The organism is Aeromonas popoffii (genome assembly GCF_000820025.1).
Taxonomy (GTDB): Bacteria; Pseudomonadota; Gammaproteobacteria; order Enterobacterales; family Aeromonadaceae; genus Aeromonas; species Aeromonas popoffii.
Genome location: NZ_CDBI01000057.1, coordinates 1 through 18,299, shown reverse-complemented (window position 1 = coordinate 18,299; position 18,299 = coordinate 1). Strand labels below are relative to the sequence as shown.

Sequence of the window (18,299 nt, the reverse complement as noted above, 5' to 3'; positions counted from 1 at the left end):
TGCCAAGGAGGCACCATGAAGACCCTCAACGACTGGATCCTGCTCGACCGCCACGAGGCGGCCCCTGCCCCGCTGATGCCCGCCCCCGAGCGTATTAAAGGGGGCAACCCGGCGCAAACGGTCTGGAATCACTACTCGGATCCGAGCCAGCAGTTTCACGTGGGTTTTTGGGCCTGCGAGCCCGGCCGCTGGGCCATCCACTACACAGAGCACGAGTATTGCCAACTGCTGGAAGGGGATGTGGTGATCCACGACAGTCAGGGCGGCCAGCTTGCCCTGAAACCCGGGGATCAGTTCGTTATTCCGGCAGGCTTTGTCGGGCAGTGGGAGACTCTTACCCCCTGCCGCAAGCTCTATGTGATCTTCGAGCCCGCCACTGCTTGACGTACACGTCAAGTTTCCCCTCTGCACCCGCTGCTTGATGCCCCGTCGACTTGACGTTGGCGGCATGATTTTCTGCGGTTTTCCCGCTTGCAAAAGGTTTTTGCGCTAGGCATTGTGATTGACGAGGAATGTAAATGGAATTTCGAGCCCGTTCGTGGGGGGCTCCTATAAAAATCAAGAGGATTACCGCCAATGTGTTCTATTTTCGGCATTCTGGACATCAAATCCGATGCAGCAGCCTTGCGCAAATCGGCGCTGGAGATGTCCAAGCGATTGCGTCACCGCGGTCCTGACTGGTCCGGTGTCTACAGCTCCGACAAAGCCATTCTGGTGCACGAGCGCCTGGCCATCGTCGATCCGGGCAATGGCGCCCAGCCGCTCTACAACCCGGAGCGCACTCACGTATTGGCCGTCAACGGCGAGATCTACAACCACAAGGAGCTCGAAAAGAACCTCAAGGGCGACTTCCAGTTCCAGACCCACTCCGACTGTGAGGTGCTGCTGGCACTCTACAAGGAGAAGGGCCCCGCCTTTTTGGACGATCTCAACGGCATCTTCGCCTTTATCCTCTATGACGCCGAACAGGATGCCTACCTGATTGGTCGTGACCACATGGGGATCATTCCCCTCTATACCGGTCGCGATGAACACGGCAACTTCTATGTCGCCTCCGAGATGAAAGCGCTGGTGCCGGTCTGCAAGAGCGTTGAAACCTTCCCGCCGGGACACTACCTCTGGAGCAAGGATGGCGAACTCAAACAGTGGTACAAACGCGACTGGATGGAGTACGGCGCGGTCGAGCACAAGGTCAGCGACAAGGCCGAGCTGAAAGCCGCGCTGGAAGCGGCAGTCAGACGCCAGCTGATGTGCGACGTGCCCTATGGCGTGCTGCTCTCCGGCGGGCTGGATTCGTCCGTCATCTCCGCCATCACCAAGATCTACGCCGCCCGTCGGGTGGAAGACGACGGCAAGAGCGAAGCCTGGTGGCCGCAGCTGCACTCCTTTGCCGTGGGGCTGGAAGGCTCACCGGATCTCGCCGCCGCCCGCAAGGTGGCCGATCATCTGGGCACCATCCACCACCAGATCCACTTCACCGTGCAAGAGGGTCTGGATGCCCTGACGGACGTCATCTATCACCTCGAGACCTATGACGTCACCACCATCCGCGCCTCCACACCCATGTACCTGATGGCCCGTTACATCAAGGCGATGGGGATCAAGATGGTGCTCTCCGGCGAGGGCTCCGACGAGCTGTTTGGCGGTTATCTCTACTTCCACAAGGCGCCCAACGCCCGCGAGTTCCACGAAGAGAACGTGCGCAAGCTCGCCTCCCTGCACCTCTATGACTGCCTGCGCGCCAACAAGTCGATGGCCGCCTGGGGCGTGGAAGGCCGCGTGCCCTTCCTCGATAAGGAGTTCATGGACGTGGCGATGCGCTTGCAACCTGCCGACAAGATGTGTGGCAACGGCAAGATCGAGAAGCATATTCTGCGCGAAGCCTTCGAGGAGCTGCTGCCCCACGAAGTGGCATGGCGCCAGAAGGAGCAGTTCTCCGACGGCGTGGGCTACTCCTGGATTGACAGCCTGAAAGCCATGGTCGAGACCGAAGTGACGGATCAGATGTTCGAGGCAGCGGCATTCCGCTTCCCCATCAACACCCCGCTCACCAAGGAGGCCTATTTTTATCGCGCCATCTTCGACGAGCACTTCCCGCTGGAGTCCGCCGCCCGCACCGTGCCCTATGGCAAGTCGGTCGCCTGCTCTACCCCCACTGCGCTGGAGTGGGATGCCAAGTTCAAGGAGATGGCCGACCCGTCCGGTCGCGCCGTGATGGACGTCCACCAGCAGAGTTACTAACCGGTTGACGTTGGACTTTCTAAATACAACCCAACCTACATAGTTTGTAGGTTGGGTTGAGCTTCCGAAGCCAAACCTACGAGATAAGTGTTTTATTACCACCTGACTTGGTCGCAAAGATCACTCCCCGTCTGATTGAGCTTACTTACGAGGCCGTACTCAAATCTTATTGACGACGAAATGCCCTCAATAAATTTCTTCTTGCATCGCATATTGCAAGTAGTTTTGTATGTGTATGGACAGATGATGAGTCAAAACGTGACCTGCTAGATCGCCTTTTTCAGAAACTGCAAACAACAGATAAAGGTAAAGTAATAACTTTTAAAATGGCGCAATATCTGTCAGAACAGTTTACTTTTTCCGATCTGAGGAACTGGGAAAACTCTCAGAAAAAATTCACGATGCTCACAAAGCAAACGGGGGAAGACCCTTTAAAAGGACGGCGGCTAAACTGCGACTTACCATGGCAGCAATGGGACAACCAGAGACCAAGGTTAACAATATTTGCCAAGAACTTAATATTACCCGACAGACGTTATATCGACATATTTCACCTAAAGGAGAGTTGTAACCAGATGTAGCGAAGCTACTGTCGATAGTATAATTTCGATAGCCAAAACACGTGAATTTTTAGGTTGCAAAGAAATAGGTTGCAAAGAAAATCTTAAATCGGTGGGAATATAATTTGTATCACAGGTTCGCACCTTCCGCTACTTCGACAGTTGTGTAAAAAAACCGTGCTCGTTGATAACCAGAAGGTGCGGTACTGAAAAACTATTGCTTGCAACAATTTGCGCAAACGTCACTATGGTTTTTCATGGTTTTTAACCCATTTTTGCATCTGGTCGATTTCTGGTTGCTGGGCTTTGATAATATCTTCTGCCAGCTTTCGCATTTCAGGATCCTTACCAAATTTAAGCTGCGTTTCAGACATTTGAATGGCACCTTGATGGTGGGCAATCATCCCTTTTGCAAAGGCAACATCTGGATCAGAGGACATAACTCCTGCCATCATGTCGTTATGCATACTTTTCATACCGGACATCAACTCTTGAGAAGCTGGAGACATGGAATGGTGATCGCCCATCGGCATGGTTTGGTCAACCGCAAAAACAGCAACAGGAGACATTAACAGGGCGGTCAGTATCAATATTTTCTTGTTCATTTTACGACCTCTTAAAGTAGATTAGTTCGCTGACAAGTATTTACTTATCTCACTTCAAGTTACCTGACTGTTGGACTTTGGCCTACAAGAAACTCGAATTATTCAGAGTATAGATGTTATCTACGCTCAGATTGGTAAAATACGCAATGTCATGAGGGGGTAATCCCCCCATTTTTAGGGGCATTCAAAAGTAGAGGTCATGCAGACTTTGCCAGATGCTGCTTTGGGATCAATAGACGATCGTCACGTACAATTGTTGCCAGAGCGCCAAGGCCCTCGCGTTGCTCGCAAACATTCCAATCGACCTGTCAGTCAACCGGTGGCTAGGAACACCATTTGACCGTCCACCACTACCGGCAGTGAGTGACTACCGCCAGCGATCAAGCAGTCTGCCTGGCTTTCGCCGGTATGGATGTAACGGGACGCAATAAGGTGAGTCGAGGGGGATCGGTCAACAGATGGCAGGTGCAGTTTGGACTGGTGTTACGCAGCCCAAGCTGCATGCACAATATCAAACTTGCGCATCCGGCTGCTGCTCTGGCGCGGCTTTGATAAAGGCCTGCAGCTGCTCGCAGTTGGCGACGATACGGGCAATGGTGGGGTACTCATCCAGGGTCATGTCGTAGCGGCGGGCGTTGTAGACCTGGGGTACCAGCATGCAGTCCGCCAGGGTCACTTCATTGCCAACGCAATAGACGCCAGCCGTGGTCATCAACAACTGTTCGAGGGCGGTGAAGGTCTCGTCAATCCAGTGACGATACCAGGTATCACGCTGCGCCTTGCCCAGCCCCAGCTCCTGCTCCAGATAGTTGAGCACCCGCAGGTTGTCGAGCGGGTGCGTGTCGCAGGCGATCATGTTCACTATCTGGCGCACCCTGGCTCGCGCCTGGGCGGCCGAGGGCATCAGGGGATAGGCGGGGTAGGTTTCGTCGAGGTACTCCATGATGGCAACCGACTGACCGAACTGCACATCCCCGTCGATGAGAAAGGGCACCAGCCCCTGAGGGTTGATGCGAGAATAGGCTTTCTCGCGCTGCTCGCCCTGCCGCAGGTTGACTGGGTGATGCTCGTAATCGAGCCCCTTGAGCTGCATCACGATCCGCACCCGATAGCTTGCCGATGAACGCCAATATCCAAACAACTGCAACATAATCTGTCCCTGTGTTGGCAGGTGCAAGGGTACCTGCCGTTCACCAGTCGGCCTTGCGCCCACACTGGCTCCTTCACGTCATCTGGTTGACATCCTGTTGCGTGACTTTTTGCAAAATGGTGCCAAACAGACTCATCCCATTGCGATCCTGCATCGCGATGGACACTGTATCACCAAAGCGCATAAAGGGTGTAGTGGCTTGACCTGACTCGATAATTTCCAACATGCGCAGTTCGGCGAGGCAGGAGGACCCGGCACTGCGGTCATAGTTGGAGACGGTCCCCGAGCCTATGATGCAGCCCGCACCGAGTGGCCGGGTTTTGGCGGCGTGGGCGACCAGCTCATAGAAGTTGAATGTCATGTCCACCCCGGCATTGGGCGCACCGAACAGGACACCATTGAGATGGGTTTCCAGCGGCAGATGCACCTTGCCCTCCTGCCAGTCGCTGCCCAGCTCATCGGGGGTGATGGCCACCGGCGAGAAGGCGCTGGAGGGTTTGGACTGGAAGAAGCCAAAGCCCTTGGCCAGCTCGCCGGGGATGAGGTTGCGCAGACTCACGTCGTTCACCAGCATCAGCAGCTTGACGTGGGCAGCCGCCGCCTGCGGGCTCGTCCCCATGGGCACATCGTCGGTGATGATGGCCACCTCCGACTCAAAATCGATACCCCAGGCCTCGGAGCCCATGACGATAGGGCCACGGGGGGCCAGGAAGCAATCCGAGCCGCCCTGGTAGATCAGGGGGTCATGCCAGAAGCTCTCGGGCATCTCGGCGCCGCGGGCCTTGCGCACCAGCTCCACATGGTTGACATAGGCGCTGCCGTCGGCCCACTGGTAAGCGCGGGGCAAGGGCGAGAGGCACTCACGCTCATCGAACGGGAAGGTATCGGCACAGGTGCCATCGTTGAGGGCCTGATAGACGGCGGCAAGGCGGGGGGCGGTTTGCGCCCACTCATCCAGCGCCCCTTGCAGGGTGGTGGCGATGGACGCCACCCGCACCGCACGGGTCAAATCCCGGCTGACGACGACCAGGGCGCCATCCCGTTTGCCATTGTTCAAGGTTGCAAGTTTCATAAAAATCCTTATTTGCCGGTGGCAGTCATGGGGTCCGGACGCCGCCAGCTGCTGACGTAACGCGGGTTTTCTATCCCCTCGCACAGGCTGCCAACATTGAGCGCATCGCGGGTATCCAGCATCACGGCCACCTCGTCGGTGAATTTCTTGGCATAGGCCTGCCCCGCCGCAAACGCCTTGGGATGGGGGCCGTGGGTAAAGCCGGCAGGATGGAAGGTGACCATGCCCCGCTCGATATTGTCCCGGCTGAAGAAGTCACCGGCGTGGTAGAAGAGCACCTCGTCGTAGTCGTCATTGCTGTGATAGAAGGGCACCTTGAGGGCGCCGGGGTCGCTCTCTATGGGGCGCGGCACGAAGGTGCAGATCACAAACCGGCTCGCCACAAAGGTGGAGTGGGCCGAGGGTGGCAAGTGGTAGCGGTGGCTCATCAGCGGGCGAATATCGCGCCAGTTGAGGCGGACCACGCACAAGTCCCCGTGCCAGCCCAGCGCATCCAGCGGATTGAAGGGCCAGGTGATGACCGACACCTTATCGTGGCGCTTGACCTGCAGTGACCAGGGATTTTCATCCTGCTGGGCTAAAAAGGCCTCATTGATGGCGGGCACATCCAGCGCCGCCGGATCAAAGATGGCGTGATTGCCCACCAGCCCCTTGTCGGGCAGCTGATAGCTGTCGTTGGTCGCCTCTATCATCAGGATGAACATGGGCGAGCTGGGTTCGATGCGCCACATGGTGCCACGGGGGATCACCACATAGTCGCCATCCCGCAGGGTCAGGTGGCCGTAATCGCAGAAGAAGTCACCGCCCCCCTCGTGGATAAACAGCAGCTCGTCGCCGTCGGCGTTGCGCACCAGAAACGGCATCTTTTGTGCCAGCCGCCACATCCGATAGCGGCAGTGAGGATTGCTGAGGATATCCGGCATCACCCAGGGGGAGAGAGAATTGACCTCCTCGTCAAGGGCATTAAGGTCGAACAGCCGTGGCCGCAGCGGCCCCTCCCAGTTGCTCCAGTCGGTGGGGGCGTGCTTGTGGTGCATGTGGGTCGCGGGGCCGAAGAAACCGGCCCGCCCCAGTTCACGCTCGTAGATGGCCTGCTCGGGCAGATCGGCATGAGCCTGCCGGGAGTGGGTCCCCTCCCGATGGGGAAAGCTTATCCAGTTACGCATCGCCAAGTACCTCGCATGAATGGGGCTGGGCTCGATGAAGTCGGATCCCGTTACGCATCATTGAGTACCCCGCGGCGGATCTGATCCAGTTCAATGGATTCGAACAGTGCCTGGAAGTTGCCCTCGCCAAACCCTTCATTGCCCTTGCGCTGGATGATCTCGAAGAACACGGGGCCGATGACGGTGTCGGTGAAGATCTGCAACAGGATGCCATCTTTCGTCGGTGAGCCGTCGATCAGGATCCGCAGCGCTTTCAGCGCCTCCAGATCTTCCTGATGGCCCTCGACCCGGCTGTTGACCTTCTCGTAGTAGGTATCCGGGGTCGGCATAAAACCGGTACCACGGCCACGCAGGGTGCGTATGGTCTGGTAGATGTCGCTGGAGGCCAGGGCTATGTGCTGGATCCCCTCCCCCTTGTACTGGCGCAGGTACTCCTCGATCTGGGACTTGTCATCGGAGGATTCGTTGATGGGGATGCGAATTTTGCCGCAGGGTGCCGTCATGGCACGAGAATGCAGGCCAGTCAGCTTGCCTTCGATGTCGAAATAGCGAATTTCCCGGAAGTTGCCGATCCGCTCATAGAAGTTGGACCAGACATCCATGTTGCCGCGCTGGACGTTGTGGGTCAGGTGATCGATCTCGTAAAGCCCCGCGTCCACCTCGGCCATGCGCGCCTGCCAATCGGGGTAGAAGACAAAATCCACGTCATAGATGGAGCCCTTGTCACCGTAGCGATCAACAAACGAGAGTGTGCTCTCGCCGATGCCGTAGATGGCAGGGATATTGAGCTCCATGGGCCCTATCTTGCCGACGAAGGGCTTGGAACCCTTGGCGATGGCGAACTGCTGGGCCTTGCCCGCATCCGCCACCCGAAATGCCATGCCGCAGACGCTCGGCCCGTGCAGGTTGGCGAACTGCTCCGCCTGGGAGTGGGGCTCGGCGTTGATCACGAAGTTGATGTCACCCTGACGGTAGAGCCAGCACTGCTTGTGCTTGTGCTCTGCCACCTCGGCGAACCCCAGCGAGACAAACAACGTCTTGAGGGCGGCAATGCCTTTGGCATCCGGTGCCGTGTATTCGACGAATTCGAAACCATCGGTGCCGAGGGGATTGATGGTGTGGGAACGGGAAGAGGAAATGGTCGTCATGAGGCGCTCCTTGCTGTTGGCTGATGACTGAAAGTGGTTAAAACGGGTTAACGCAGCGACGCACAGCCAGGCCGGCCACTCCGTCAATCGATCCATTGTTAACAACTTGTTTCATTAGAAGCAGGTGCGTAGCAGAAGAGAAGAGGCGGGTTCCAGATAGTTTCCCCGACTCCATCGCCAAAAGATGTAAATAGATTGTGACATTGATGCCGCAGCCTTGCGGATCGCCTCACGGCGAACCGACGGGCTGTCAGCTTTCCCTTACAGCCGCCACTGTTTGAGCACTATGTGGGGCAAGTGAGCCCGTGCTGTTTGCAGGCGCCCCGGGGTGGGATTGATGAGCCAGGCCTGTGCGCCCTGCGCCAGTAGCGGCAGATCGTGCAGGCTGTCGCTCAAGGCCAGCGTCACAGTGAGGGCGCGGATCTCGGGCAGTATCTTGTGCCGACCGTGGCAGTAAAAACGCGGTATCAGACCGCCGTAGCGGTAGTGCATCCGGGAGCCCAAGGTACGATGGGGCAGCTTGCCGGGCAGTTGCTGATAGAGCTGGCCTCGTACCAGAGCACGAGGGCTGGCGGAGATCACCCAGCAGCGCTCGTGCACGTCCGCCAGCAAGGTGCGCGCCTCGCGAAACAGGCCTGGCCGGATACGGCAATAGGCCCGCACCAGCTTGCGCCAGCCAAGGGGCGAAAGCCCCAGGGTGATGGCCCACCAGATAAGCGAAATCCCCCGCCTGCGCTGGCTGGGTACAAGGTACACCAGGCCGCCCAGCGCGATCACCGGCAGCAACAACAACGGCCAGAGACGGCGACTCAGTATGTAACGCAGCAGGCCGGCGTGGCTGTCGCCCGGGGCCAGAGTGTCGTCAAAATCCGCCAGGATCCAGCCGCTGGCCGGCACCCGGCTCTCCGGCACCGCCTGAGCACCGCTCATTCGCTCAAGCCCGCGATGGCGGCATTGAGCTCGGGCAGGAGAAACATCTCCCCCTCATCAGGGGGGCAAATAAAATCAAACGCCTCATCTGCCAGGGTGAAACTCAAGCGCCAGGCGTGCAGGTAGCCGCGTTCGGCCGCCGTGCCGCCATAGCGCTCATCCCCCAGAATGGGCGCCCCTATGCTTTTAAGGGCAACCCGGATCTGATGGGTCTTGCCGGTCTGGGGCTTGATGCGGTAGAGCCGCAACCCCTCGCGCACCGGCACTGAGTCAAACCAGCTGATGGCGGGGTTGTCCAGGCTGCGCGCCAGCATCCAGCTGCCACCACGCCCTTTTTGCATATCCCCCTTGACCCAGCCCTGCTTCTTCTTGGGCTTGCGATCGGAGAGGGCCAGATACTGCTTGCTCACCTGCCGATCCGCAAACGCCATGCTGAGCGCCCGGTTCGCCGCCGTGGTGCGCGCCAGCAACACCAGCCCTGAGGTCATTTTGTCGAGCCGATGGACGGGATAGAGGACAAACCCGGTGTCGGCCTTGACCCGGCTGACCAGACCCGGATTGACCAGGCCGGACTCATCGGTCTCGTCATGCATGCCAAGGCCGGGCCCCTTGTTGATCACCATGAACTCGTTGTGCTGCGCTAGTATCCGGTACATCAAAAAACCCTTTAGAATGTGCTTCATTACAAGAATATGACCCTCTCAAGGGGTCGCCCCCCATGGAACACTCAGAACAAGACTCGCACGGATAAAGAGATGCGTGCTTTGGTTGCTCCTGATGGGCATCAGTTACGCCATTCCCCTGCGGGCCAGCAGATCCCCGCCGGAACCTGTGCTGCTCCAGCTGCGCTGACCCCAATTGGTGGGCTATCACATGGTCAGGGCCAAGAGCTGCTATGCCAGAGCCGGACTGGACGCGGAGATAAGGCCGGTGGCAAGGATAAGCCTGGTGGAGGAGCGGCAAAGCGGTCGTACCGACGTTGACGTGGGCAACACAGCGCTGTTGACCTCCTCTGCCCAGGCATACCCTGACTGGCGATCGCCTGCCTCTTTCAACACTCCCCGTCCCTCTTCCTGGCCGCCGTGCCAGCGGCATTCTCACCATTGATGCCATGCGTGGCAAACGGATCATGATGTTTTCCACCCATCAAGGTGCCACGTTGCGGGCACCCCTTCACCACTAAACCCCAAGCGAGCCCCATTTCACCCAGCTCCAGACCTCGGTCAATATCGAGGATCTCAGCAAGGGCCGGGCCGATATCTTCAACGCCTATCTCAGCAACGAGCCCTGTACACCGACAAGGGGAGCGAGCTGGCCCCCGCTAATGCCGGCCAAGGGTCCATCCCTGACTGAGGACATCAGACGCGCTCTCACGCCACAAGGCCACCCCGCGGGGTGGCCTTGTGGCTATCTGCATCAATGGAACAGTCAGGATCAGCCAAAGGTCTGCCCCAGCGACTGGAGTTGTCTGGCCTTGGTCAGCAGGATCTCGCTCGACTCGTCCACATCCTGCATCTTGTTGCTGTTAGCATGGGAGTGCTGGGAGATAAGGTTGACGTTCTGGCTGATGTCCTCGACCACCGCCCGTTGCTGCTCCGCCGCCGCCGAGATCTGGGCCGAGAAGTCCATCACCAGCTCGATTTCGGCCAGCACCTGATGCAGGCTACCGGAGCCCTGCCGGGTCATCTCCACGCAGGCCTGGGTCTGTTGCAGGTTGTTCTGCATCATCCCCTTCCAGCCATTCAGGGTACGCTGGATCTGGCTGATGCTGCTCTGGATCTGCTCGGTCGCCCTGTGGGTACGGGTCGACAGGGTGCGCACCTCGTCCGCCACCACCGCAAAACCCCGCCCCTGCTCGCCCGCCCTGGCCGCTTCGATGGCGGCGTTGAGCGCCAACAGGTTGGTCTGATCCGCTATGCCCTGGATCTCCCCCATCAAGACCCCGATGCGATCCGATTCACTGGCCAGCGCCACCGCCGAGACAAAGGCGTGTTCCGCCTCCGTCGCCAGCTCGGTGATCTTGCGCTCCGTGTCGATGAGCTGCCGATCCGTGTGCTGGCAATGGGTCTTGGCCTGGGCGATCTGGTTGTTGGTGTCCTGGATGTTGCGGGCTATCTCCTGCGCCGTGCTCGCCATCTGCGTGATGGCCGCCGCCATCTGCTGGGTCTGTGCATCCTGCTCGGCAATGTCAGAACTGGCCTCGCTGGAGGCACTTTTCAGGTGCACCGCCAGATCTTGCAGGGCGTGGGTGGCATCATCCACCCGCCCCAGCACGGTCCGGATGCGGGCCTGCAGCAGCTTGATGTGAAAATCGGCGATGGCACTCGGTTCCTGCCCCGAATAGATGAGTCGGGTCAGGCTGTCATACTCCTTGGCCAGCTGCTGCAGGTAGCGCGGGGTGGTGATGAGCTCGTGTCGATAGAGCAGGCCCAGCAGCACCAGCGGCAGCGCCATATAGAGTGGCGCCGAGACACCAAGCTGCATAGCCCCCAGCCAGGCCAGCGCCAGCAGCCCGGCCCCGGCGACCCCGTGGCGCAACCATGACAGGGAGAGATGGGGCTGGCGACCCCCTTGTTCGGCAGCGCGCAGACGGGCATAGGTGCGGGCGGCAAGGTGCTTCATCTGCGGATCGGCGCGGCAGCGCACCGACTGGTAACCATTGACCTTGCCCTGCTCGAAGAGGGGGGTGACATAGGCATCCACCCAGTAGTAGCGGCCATCCTGGCAGCGGTTCTTCACCATGCCGCGCCACGGCTGGCCCTGCTTGAGCTTGCCCCACAGATCGGCAAACGCGGCCTTGGGCATGTCAGGGTGGCGCACCATGTTGTGGTGCTGGCCCACCAGTTCGGTGCGGCTGTAGCCGGCCACCCGGCAGAAATGATCGTTGGCGTAGGTGATCACACCCTGCAGATCCGTGGTGGAAACCAGCTGTGTATCGGCAGGGAAATCGACTTCCTGATCAACAAGATGGGCCTTTTGTTCACGCATGTCGCACTCCATTCTGAGTCATTACTCAACAAAGTGTCGGGAAGTGGTCAGACCCTGTAAAGGGCAGCATGAGCAGAGTGTGACAAGGGATACCTAAACAACATTTAGCAGGAAGCCTGGCCGAATGTGAGCTACCGCCCCCATCAGGTCCGACCATCAAGGCAAGGAGAGGTGACAGGTGATGGCCTTGAACAGCACCGGATACTCATCCTCGAAATGGTGCGATCCCGGCAGGGTCACTGTGGTCAGGTTGGACTGCTGCAGCCGGGGCAGAGCCGCACCGGAGAGTCGTCATCCGCTCCCTGTATACAGAGCATGGGCAGGGTGCGGATGACATTGACCTCTGGCTGGGTGGGGTAACTGCCCGCCTTGTCAGGCACAACTATATCGCTGACATGGATCTCGAAATCGGAGGCAATCGAGGGGGGAGAGCATCACAGCCCCTATCAGGCTCTTGCGGTAGGGCTCGGGCAACCGATGAAGAACGAAGGGCACTATCTCGGCACCGAAGGAGAACCCCACCAGCGCCGCTGGGCTCAGGCTGAGGTAGTCGGGTTCGACACTGCCACAGCAGCTCCTCGATAAGTTCAGGCTGGCCGATGGGATCCCCCATCACGATCCCGCCATTCCCAAAAATTGGTTGACTCACCGAGTATATTTGCCTATTTGCTGCGGCGAGCCACCAGGGTGAACTTGTAGTCATCGCTCTTGAAGAAGTTGCGACTGAACTCGAACACAGTGCCATCTTGCAGGAAACCGCGGGAGACCTTCTCGATAATGGGCTTGGCGGGATCGATACCGAGCGCCTCCACCACCTGCGCCGAGGGGAGCACCGGAATGATCTCCTGCTCGCTGCGGTCGATCACCAGCTGCTTCACCTCTTCGATGTAGTGATACTTGGATCCCTGCATCACCGCATAGCTGAGATCGGGGAAGAGGGCGAGCGGCATCCAGGTCTCCTCCAGCGTCACCGCGATCTGGCGAATAAAGCGCACCCGCTTGACGTAATAGACCAGCGCCCCTTCCAGCAGATTGAGCCGCTCGGCCAGCTCGCGGTTCGCCTTGAGCACCTCGAAAGCGAGAATGTCGCTGTGGGTCTCGGCCGCCGGATCGGTCACCTTCTCATAGAGGCTGGTGAGCTGATAGATGTCGTAGTTCACCTTCTCCTGCCGCACGTAGCTGCCACTACCCTGAATGCTCTCGATGACGCTGAGTTCGGTCAACTGCTTGAGGGCCTGACGCACCGTCACCCGGCTCACCCCGAACTGCTCGCGCAGCTCGGCTTCGGTGGGCAGGGCATCGCCGGGAGCCAGCTCACCTTGCGCAATCCACTGCTGGATGGTGTCGGCTATCTGGCGATACATGGGTTTTTTCGACACGAAAGGCCACCTCGTCGGCTCTGCGCCATGATAAATAGAAGAGGCGCCATTCTACCCCAGTTGCCCGGCAGACAAAACGGCTTGGCCTTATTTGACCTAACAAGTCACCTCGACAAAACAATACAAAAACAATACAAATAATAGATTGTATGATACCAATCACAAAAATCAGTCGACCGGTTTGTTAGCATCGCTGTCACTTTCACCATGACGGCTTGCTGGCAAGCCAACCTGACAGAGGATCATCATGAATCTGACCAGTCTTACCGGCCCCCATCTCATCACGTTGCAAACCCGGTTTGCCGATCGGGATGCGGCCATTCATGCCCTGGCTGATCGGCTCGATCAGGCCGGCAAGCTGCACGACAAGGCCGCCTTTCTGGCTGCTGTCATGGCCCGCGAGGCGCAGGGCCCCACCGCCCTTGGCGAAGGGTTGGCAGTGCCCCACGGCAAGTGCGATGCGGTGCGCGAAGCGGCCTTTGCCGTCGCTACCCTGAACGAGGAGCTGGGCTGGGAGGGGATCGATGGCCCCGAGCCGGTCAACCTGATCTTCATGCTGGCGATCCCGACCGATCAGGCGGGCTCCACCCATATGCAACTGCTCACCACCCTCACCACCGCCCTGGTGGATGACGATACCCGCGAGGCGGTGCTGGCGGCCCAGAGTGCCGAGCAGCTGATGGCACTGCTCGGTGGTGAAGGAGATAGCGGCAAACAACCGCAAAAAGAAGACAAATTAGATACAAATCAACCCGCTGTGGTCTGTGTCACCGCCTGCCCGGCGGGGATCGCCCACACCTATATGGCCGCCGAGTATCTGGAAAAAGCGGGGCGCAAGCTGGGCATTCGGGTAGTGGTCGAGAAGCAGGGTGCCAACGGCATTGAGGATCGCCTGCCGCAAGAAGCGCTCGATGCTGCGGTTGCCTGCATCTTCGCCGCCGAGGTGGCCATCAAGGAGCAGGAGCGTTTCGCCGGCATCCCCCGTATCGAGACGCCAGTGGCCGAGCCCATCCGCCATGCCGAGCGGATCCTGAATGACGCGCTGGAGGCCGCCAAGGCCGGGCGCACCGCCCCGAAACCCAACACCAGCCAGAGCGATGCCCCAAGCGGCAAGAAGGTGAGCCTCAAGACCGAGCTCAAGCAGGCGCTGCTGAGCGGTATCTCCTTTGCCGTGCCGCTGATCGTGGCGGGCGGCACCGTGCTCGCCGTCTCTGTGCTGCTGGCCCAGATCTTCGGTCTGCAACATCTGTTTGATACCGAGAACTCCTGGCTCTGGATGTACCGAAAACTTGGCGGTGGCATGCTGGGCACCCTGATGGTGCCGGTGCTGGCGGCCTATACCGCCTATTCGCTGGCAGACAAACCGGCGCTGGGCCCGGGCTTTGCGGCGGGACTGGCCGCCAACATGATTGGCTCCGGTTTTCTCGGCGGGGTGGTCGGCGGCCTTATCGCCGGTTACCTGATGCGCTGGGTCAAGCAGCATGTGCGCCTCGGCCCCAACTTCAACGGCTTTCTCACGTTTTACCTCTATCCGGTGATCGGCACCCTGGTGGCAGGCAGCCTGATGCTGTTTGTCATCGGCCAGCCGGTGGCCTGGCTCAACAACAGCCTCACCGAGTGGCTCAACGGCCTCTCCGGCACCAATGTGCTGGTACTGGGCGCCCTGCTCGGCTTTATGTGCTCGTTTGACCTGGGTGGCCCGGTCAACAAGGCGGCCTACGCCTTCTGCCTCGGCGCCATGGCCAACGGGGTCTACGGCCCCTACGCCATCTTCGGCGCGGTCAAGATGGTTTCGGCCTTTACCGTCACCGCCTCCACCCTGCTGGCGCCGCGACTGTTCCAGACCTTCGAGATCGAGACCGGCAAATCGACCTGGCTGCTGGGGCTGGCGGGGATCACCGAGGGTGCCATTCCGATGGCCATCGAAGACCCGATCCGGGTGATCGGATCTTTCCTCGCGGGCTCGGTCGTCACCGGCGCCATGGTAGGGGCCATGGGGATTGGTCTCTCCACCCCGGGGGCCGGCATCTTCTCCCTCTTCCTGCTCCACGATGGCGGCCACGGCGCCCTGATGGCTGCCGCCGTCTGGCTCGGTGCGGCGCTGGTGGGCACCCTTATCTCCACTCTGGTGCTGATCGGCTGGCGCCGTCACGCCATGCAACGCGGCACCTATCAGGTGGTCGCCGCAGAGTAAGGCTCATCTTCACAACCGCATTTTCAACAGACTATTTTTCCGCACGGCAGGCAAGGGCCGCCGTGCGTCAGCAAAGGATCATTGTCATGACAGTTTCACGAGTTCACATCACGCCGCACATGCACTGGGATCGGGAGTGGTACTTCACCACCGAGGAGTCCCGCATCCTGCTGATCAACAACATGGCGGAGATCCTGGCGCGTCTTGAATCCGACCCTGACTACAAGTTCTATGTGCTCGACGGCCAGACCGCCGTGCTGGAGGATTACTTCGCCATCCAGCCCGAGAACAAAGCCCGGGTGAAGGCGCTGGTGGAAGCGGGCAAGCTCATCATCGGCCCCTGGTACACCCAGACCGACACCATGCAGGTGAGCGGCGAGTCCATCCTGCGCAACCTGCTCTACGGGATGCGCGACTGCCTTAGCCTTGGCGAGCCGATGAAGATCGGTTACCTGCCCGACTCGTTCGGCATGTCTTCCCAACTGCCCCACATCTTCAACGGCTTCGGGATCGATCGGGCCATGTTCTGGCGCGGCTGCTCCGAGCGCCACGGCACCGACAAGACCGAGTTCCTCTGGCAGAGCAACGATGGCAGCGAGGTGACCGCCCAGGTGCTGCCGCTTGGCTACGCCATCGGCAAGTACCTGCCGGAAGATGAAGCGGGCCTGCGCAAGCGGCTCGAATCCTACTTCAAGGTGCTGGAGAAGGCCTCGGTCACCCAGGATATCCTGCTGCCCAACGGCCACGACCAGATGCCGCTGCAACAGAACATCTTCGCCATCATCGACAAGCTGCGCGAGATCTATCCCCAGCGAGAATTCCACATGAGCCGCTTCGAGCAGGTCTTCGAGCGCATCGAGGCGTGCCGCGACCAACTGGCCACCCTCAAGGGGGAGTTCAACGACGGCAAATACATGCGGGTACACCGCACCATCTCCTCCACCCGGATGGACATCAAGCTGGCCCACGCCGCCATCGAGAACAAGATCGTCAACATCCTCGAACCGCTGGCGAGCATCGCCTGGGCGCTCGGCTTTGAGTACCACCACGGGCTGCTTGAGAAGATGTGGAAGGAGATCATGAAGAACCACGCCCATGACAGCATCGGCTGCTGCTGCAGCGACAAGGTGCATCAGGAGGTGATGACCCGCTTCATTCTGGCCGACGACATGGCCGAGAACCTGATCCGCTTCTACATGCGCAAGATTGTCGACAACATGCCGGTGGCGCTCTGTGAAGACGGCGTGCAGGTGGCCGACAAGCTCTGCCTGTTCAACCTGATGCCCTTCCCCCGTCAGGAGGTGATCAACACCAGCATCCGCATTCGCGCCCAATCCTTTGCCCTGCGCGATGAAGCGGGCCAGCCGGTCCCCTATTTCATCCGCGCCAAGCGGGAGATTGACCCGGGTCTGGTGGACAGACAGATCGTTCACTACGGCAACTACGACCCCTTTATGGAGTACGACATCCAACTCTGCCATCCCCTGCCGTCCATGGGCTATTGCACCCTGCATATCGAGGGCAACCAGCCGGGACTGGAGCAACCGGTGACCACCCGCGGCGATCTGCTGGAGAACGATTTTTACCGCATCGCCCTCAATAACAACGGCACCTTGCAGATCCTGGACAAGCTGCGCGGCACCACGTTCGATCAGGTGCTCACGCTGGAAGAGGGCTCCGATGATGGCGACGAATATGACTACTCGCCATCGCGCGAGGAGTGGCTGCGCTACTCCACCGAGTTTGCGGTGACCCGCGAAGTCACCCATCAGGCATGGCAGAGCATCGCGACCCTCAAATTGCGCATGGCCTTGCCTGCCAACCTCGCCGAGCGGGCCAACCGCCAGTACAGCGGCCACCTCGATGTCACCTGCCACATCACGCTGGCGCACCAGAGCCCGCGCATCGATATCGAGCTGGAGCTCGACAATCAGGCCGATGATCACCGGGTGCGGGTGCTGATCCCCACCCCCTTCCCGAGCGACACCGTTGTCTCCGACAACCAGTTTGGCTGCATCACCCGCCCCACCCGCGACAGCGCCATGGCCGACTGGGAGGCAGAAGGGTGGAAAGAGGCTCCCATTCCGGTCTGGCAGCTGATGAACTTCGTCGCCCTGCAAGATGGCAAGCAGGGGCTGGCGGTGTTGAGCGATGGTCTGCGCGAGTTTGAAGTGATTGGCGAGCAGTGTGACACCCTGGCACTCACCCTGCTGCGCGGGGTCGGTGTACTCGGTAAAGAGGAGCTGCTGCTGCGCCCGGGTCGCCCCTCCGGTATCAAGCTGCCCACCCCTGACTCCCAGGTGCGCGGCAAGCTTAGCTGTCGTTTCAGCCTGCTGGCGTTTGCTGGCGATCACATCAGCGCCAACGTGATGCAGGCGGCGCGCAGCTACCTCACTCCGGTGCGCTGCTACAACAAGATCCCGTTCGATGCCATGAAGCTCAACAAGGCGAGCTTCACCACCCCGCTCCACTTCAGTCTGCTCACCATGGATCCGTCCGGCCCGGTGCTGAGCGCCCTGAAAAAGGCCGAAGATGAAGAGGCGCTGGTGATCCGGGTCTACAACCCGAGCGAACAGGCGGTGCAGGAGGGTGGCAAAGTGACCAGCCAGCACACCTTGAGCGACTGGCAAGCGGTGCGGATGGACGAGCAGCCCCTGCCCCTTGAGCTGGCTGCTGGCGAGTTTGGAGAGCTGGCGCCGTGCCACTCCCGCAGCGTGCGCTTCATAGTGAACAAAAAATAAGAAAACCTATCGCTACCGAGATATATCAAGCAGATGAAGAGAAGAAAGGGCGCATTGGCCCTTTCTTCGTTTTCGAAGTCATCAGCACTCAATTGGTTTACATTCCTAAATAACTGATCCTAATA

At 59.5% G+C, this 18,299-nt stretch carries 13 protein-coding genes and 2 pseudogenes; 5 read left to right on the top strand and 10 right to left on the bottom strand.

Going from position 1 to position 18,299, the window contains the following annotated elements; genetic code table 11:
• The first annotated feature begins 15 nt into the window (after positions 1 to 15).
• Together BN1129_RS11645 and asnB are read left to right on the top strand one after the other, a co-directional pair.
• On the top strand, positions 16 to 384 hold the full coding sequence (locus BN1129_RS11645; protein ID WP_042036686.1) for a cupin domain-containing protein: 369 nt from the start codon (positions 16 to 18) through the stop codon (positions 382 to 384).
• Positions 385 to 576: 192 nt separating this feature from the next.
• Positions 577 to 2,241: an asparagine synthase B gene (gene asnB, locus BN1129_RS11640; RefSeq protein ID WP_042036685.1), complete on the top strand. Its 1,665-nt coding sequence runs from the start codon at positions 577 to 579 to the stop codon at positions 2,239 to 2,241.
• Between the two features lie 805 nt (positions 2,242 to 3,046).
• On the opposite strand, the gene copM is transcribed toward asnB, so the two are convergent.
• From copM to BN1129_RS11605, 7 genes are all read right to left on the bottom strand, one after another.
• The gene (copM, locus tag BN1129_RS11635) at positions 3,047 to 3,406 is read right to left on the bottom strand and encodes a CopM family metallochaperone (RefSeq protein WP_042036684.1); all 360 of its coding nucleotides are present in this window, start codon (positions 3,404 to 3,406) and stop codon (positions 3,047 to 3,049) included.
• 511 nt (positions 3,407 to 3,917) lie between these two features.
• The gene (gene maiA / locus BN1129_RS11630; RefSeq protein WP_042036682.1) at positions 3,918 to 4,556 is read right to left on the bottom strand and encodes a maleylacetoacetate isomerase; all 639 of its coding nucleotides are present in this window, start codon (positions 4,554 to 4,556) and stop codon (positions 3,918 to 3,920) included.
• A gap of 73 nt (positions 4,557 to 4,629) precedes the next feature.
• Positions 4,630 to 5,628 carry a fumarylacetoacetate hydrolase family protein gene (locus BN1129_RS11625; RefSeq protein ID WP_042036681.1) on the bottom strand — a complete coding sequence of 333 codons (999 nt, stop codon included), beginning with the start codon at positions 5,626 to 5,628 and terminating at the stop codon, positions 4,630 to 4,632.
• Between the two features lie 8 nt (positions 5,629 to 5,636).
• Positions 5,637 to 6,794, bottom strand: coding sequence for a homogentisate 1,2-dioxygenase (locus BN1129_RS11620; protein WP_042036680.1), 1,158 nt, complete (start codon positions 6,792 to 6,794; stop codon positions 5,637 to 5,639).
• Between the two features lie 50 nt (positions 6,795 to 6,844).
• The gene (hppD, locus tag BN1129_RS11615; RefSeq protein ID WP_042036679.1) at positions 6,845 to 7,942 is read right to left on the bottom strand and encodes a 4-hydroxyphenylpyruvate dioxygenase; all 1,098 of its coding nucleotides are present in this window, start codon (positions 7,940 to 7,942) and stop codon (positions 6,845 to 6,847) included.
• Positions 7,943 to 8,203: 261 nt separating this feature from the next.
• A complete protein-coding gene (locus BN1129_RS11610; RefSeq protein WP_042036678.1) occupies positions 8,204 to 8,872 on the bottom strand; it encodes an HAD family hydrolase in 669 nt (222 codons plus the stop codon).
• On the bottom strand, positions 8,869 to 9,528 hold the full coding sequence (locus BN1129_RS11605; RefSeq protein WP_042036676.1) for a TIGR01621 family pseudouridine synthase: 660 nt from the start codon (positions 9,526 to 9,528) through the stop codon (positions 8,869 to 8,871). The genes BN1129_RS11610 and BN1129_RS11605 overlap by 4 nt, the downstream gene beginning before the upstream one ends.
• 217 nt (positions 9,529 to 9,745) lie before the next feature.
• Here BN1129_RS11605 and BN1129_RS24225 point away from each other — a divergent pair.
• Positions 9,746 to 10,160: pseudogene (locus BN1129_RS24225) on the top strand (ABC transporter substrate-binding protein); the annotation flags it as partial.
• Between the two features lie 146 nt (positions 10,161 to 10,306).
• Here BN1129_RS24225 and BN1129_RS11600 read toward each other — a convergent pair.
• The 3 genes and pseudogenes from BN1129_RS11600 to BN1129_RS11595 all read right to left on the bottom strand — a co-directional run bounded on the left by BN1129_RS11600 (position 10,307) and on the right by BN1129_RS11595 (position 13,239).
• Positions 10,307 to 11,860, bottom strand: a complete 1,554-nt coding sequence (locus BN1129_RS11600; protein ID WP_042036674.1) for a methyl-accepting chemotaxis protein — start codon at positions 11,858 to 11,860, stop codon at positions 10,307 to 10,309.
• Between the two features lie 156 nt (positions 11,861 to 12,016).
• Positions 12,017 to 12,385: pseudogene (locus BN1129_RS22525) on the bottom strand (AcvB/VirJ family lysyl-phosphatidylglycerol hydrolase); the annotation flags it as partial.
• A 137-nt stretch (positions 12,386 to 12,522) separates the two neighbouring features.
• The gene (locus BN1129_RS11595; RefSeq protein ID WP_042036673.1) at positions 12,523 to 13,239 is read right to left on the bottom strand and encodes a GntR family transcriptional regulator; all 717 of its coding nucleotides are present in this window, start codon (positions 13,237 to 13,239) and stop codon (positions 12,523 to 12,525) included.
• Between the two features lie 247 nt (positions 13,240 to 13,486).
• On the opposite strand from BN1129_RS11595, the gene mngA reads away from it, so the two are divergent.
• Positions 13,487 to 15,433, top strand: coding sequence for a PTS 2-O-a-mannosyl-D-glycerate transporter subunit IIABC (gene mngA, locus BN1129_RS11590; RefSeq protein ID WP_042036670.1), 1,947 nt, complete (start codon positions 13,487 to 13,489; stop codon positions 15,431 to 15,433).
• A gap of 86 nt (positions 15,434 to 15,519) precedes the next feature.
• Positions 15,520 to 18,174: a mannosylglycerate hydrolase gene (gene mngB / locus BN1129_RS11585; protein ID WP_042036667.1), complete on the top strand. Its 2,655-nt coding sequence runs from the start codon at positions 15,520 to 15,522 to the stop codon at positions 18,172 to 18,174.
• Positions 18,175 to 18,299 lie beyond the last annotated feature (125 nt).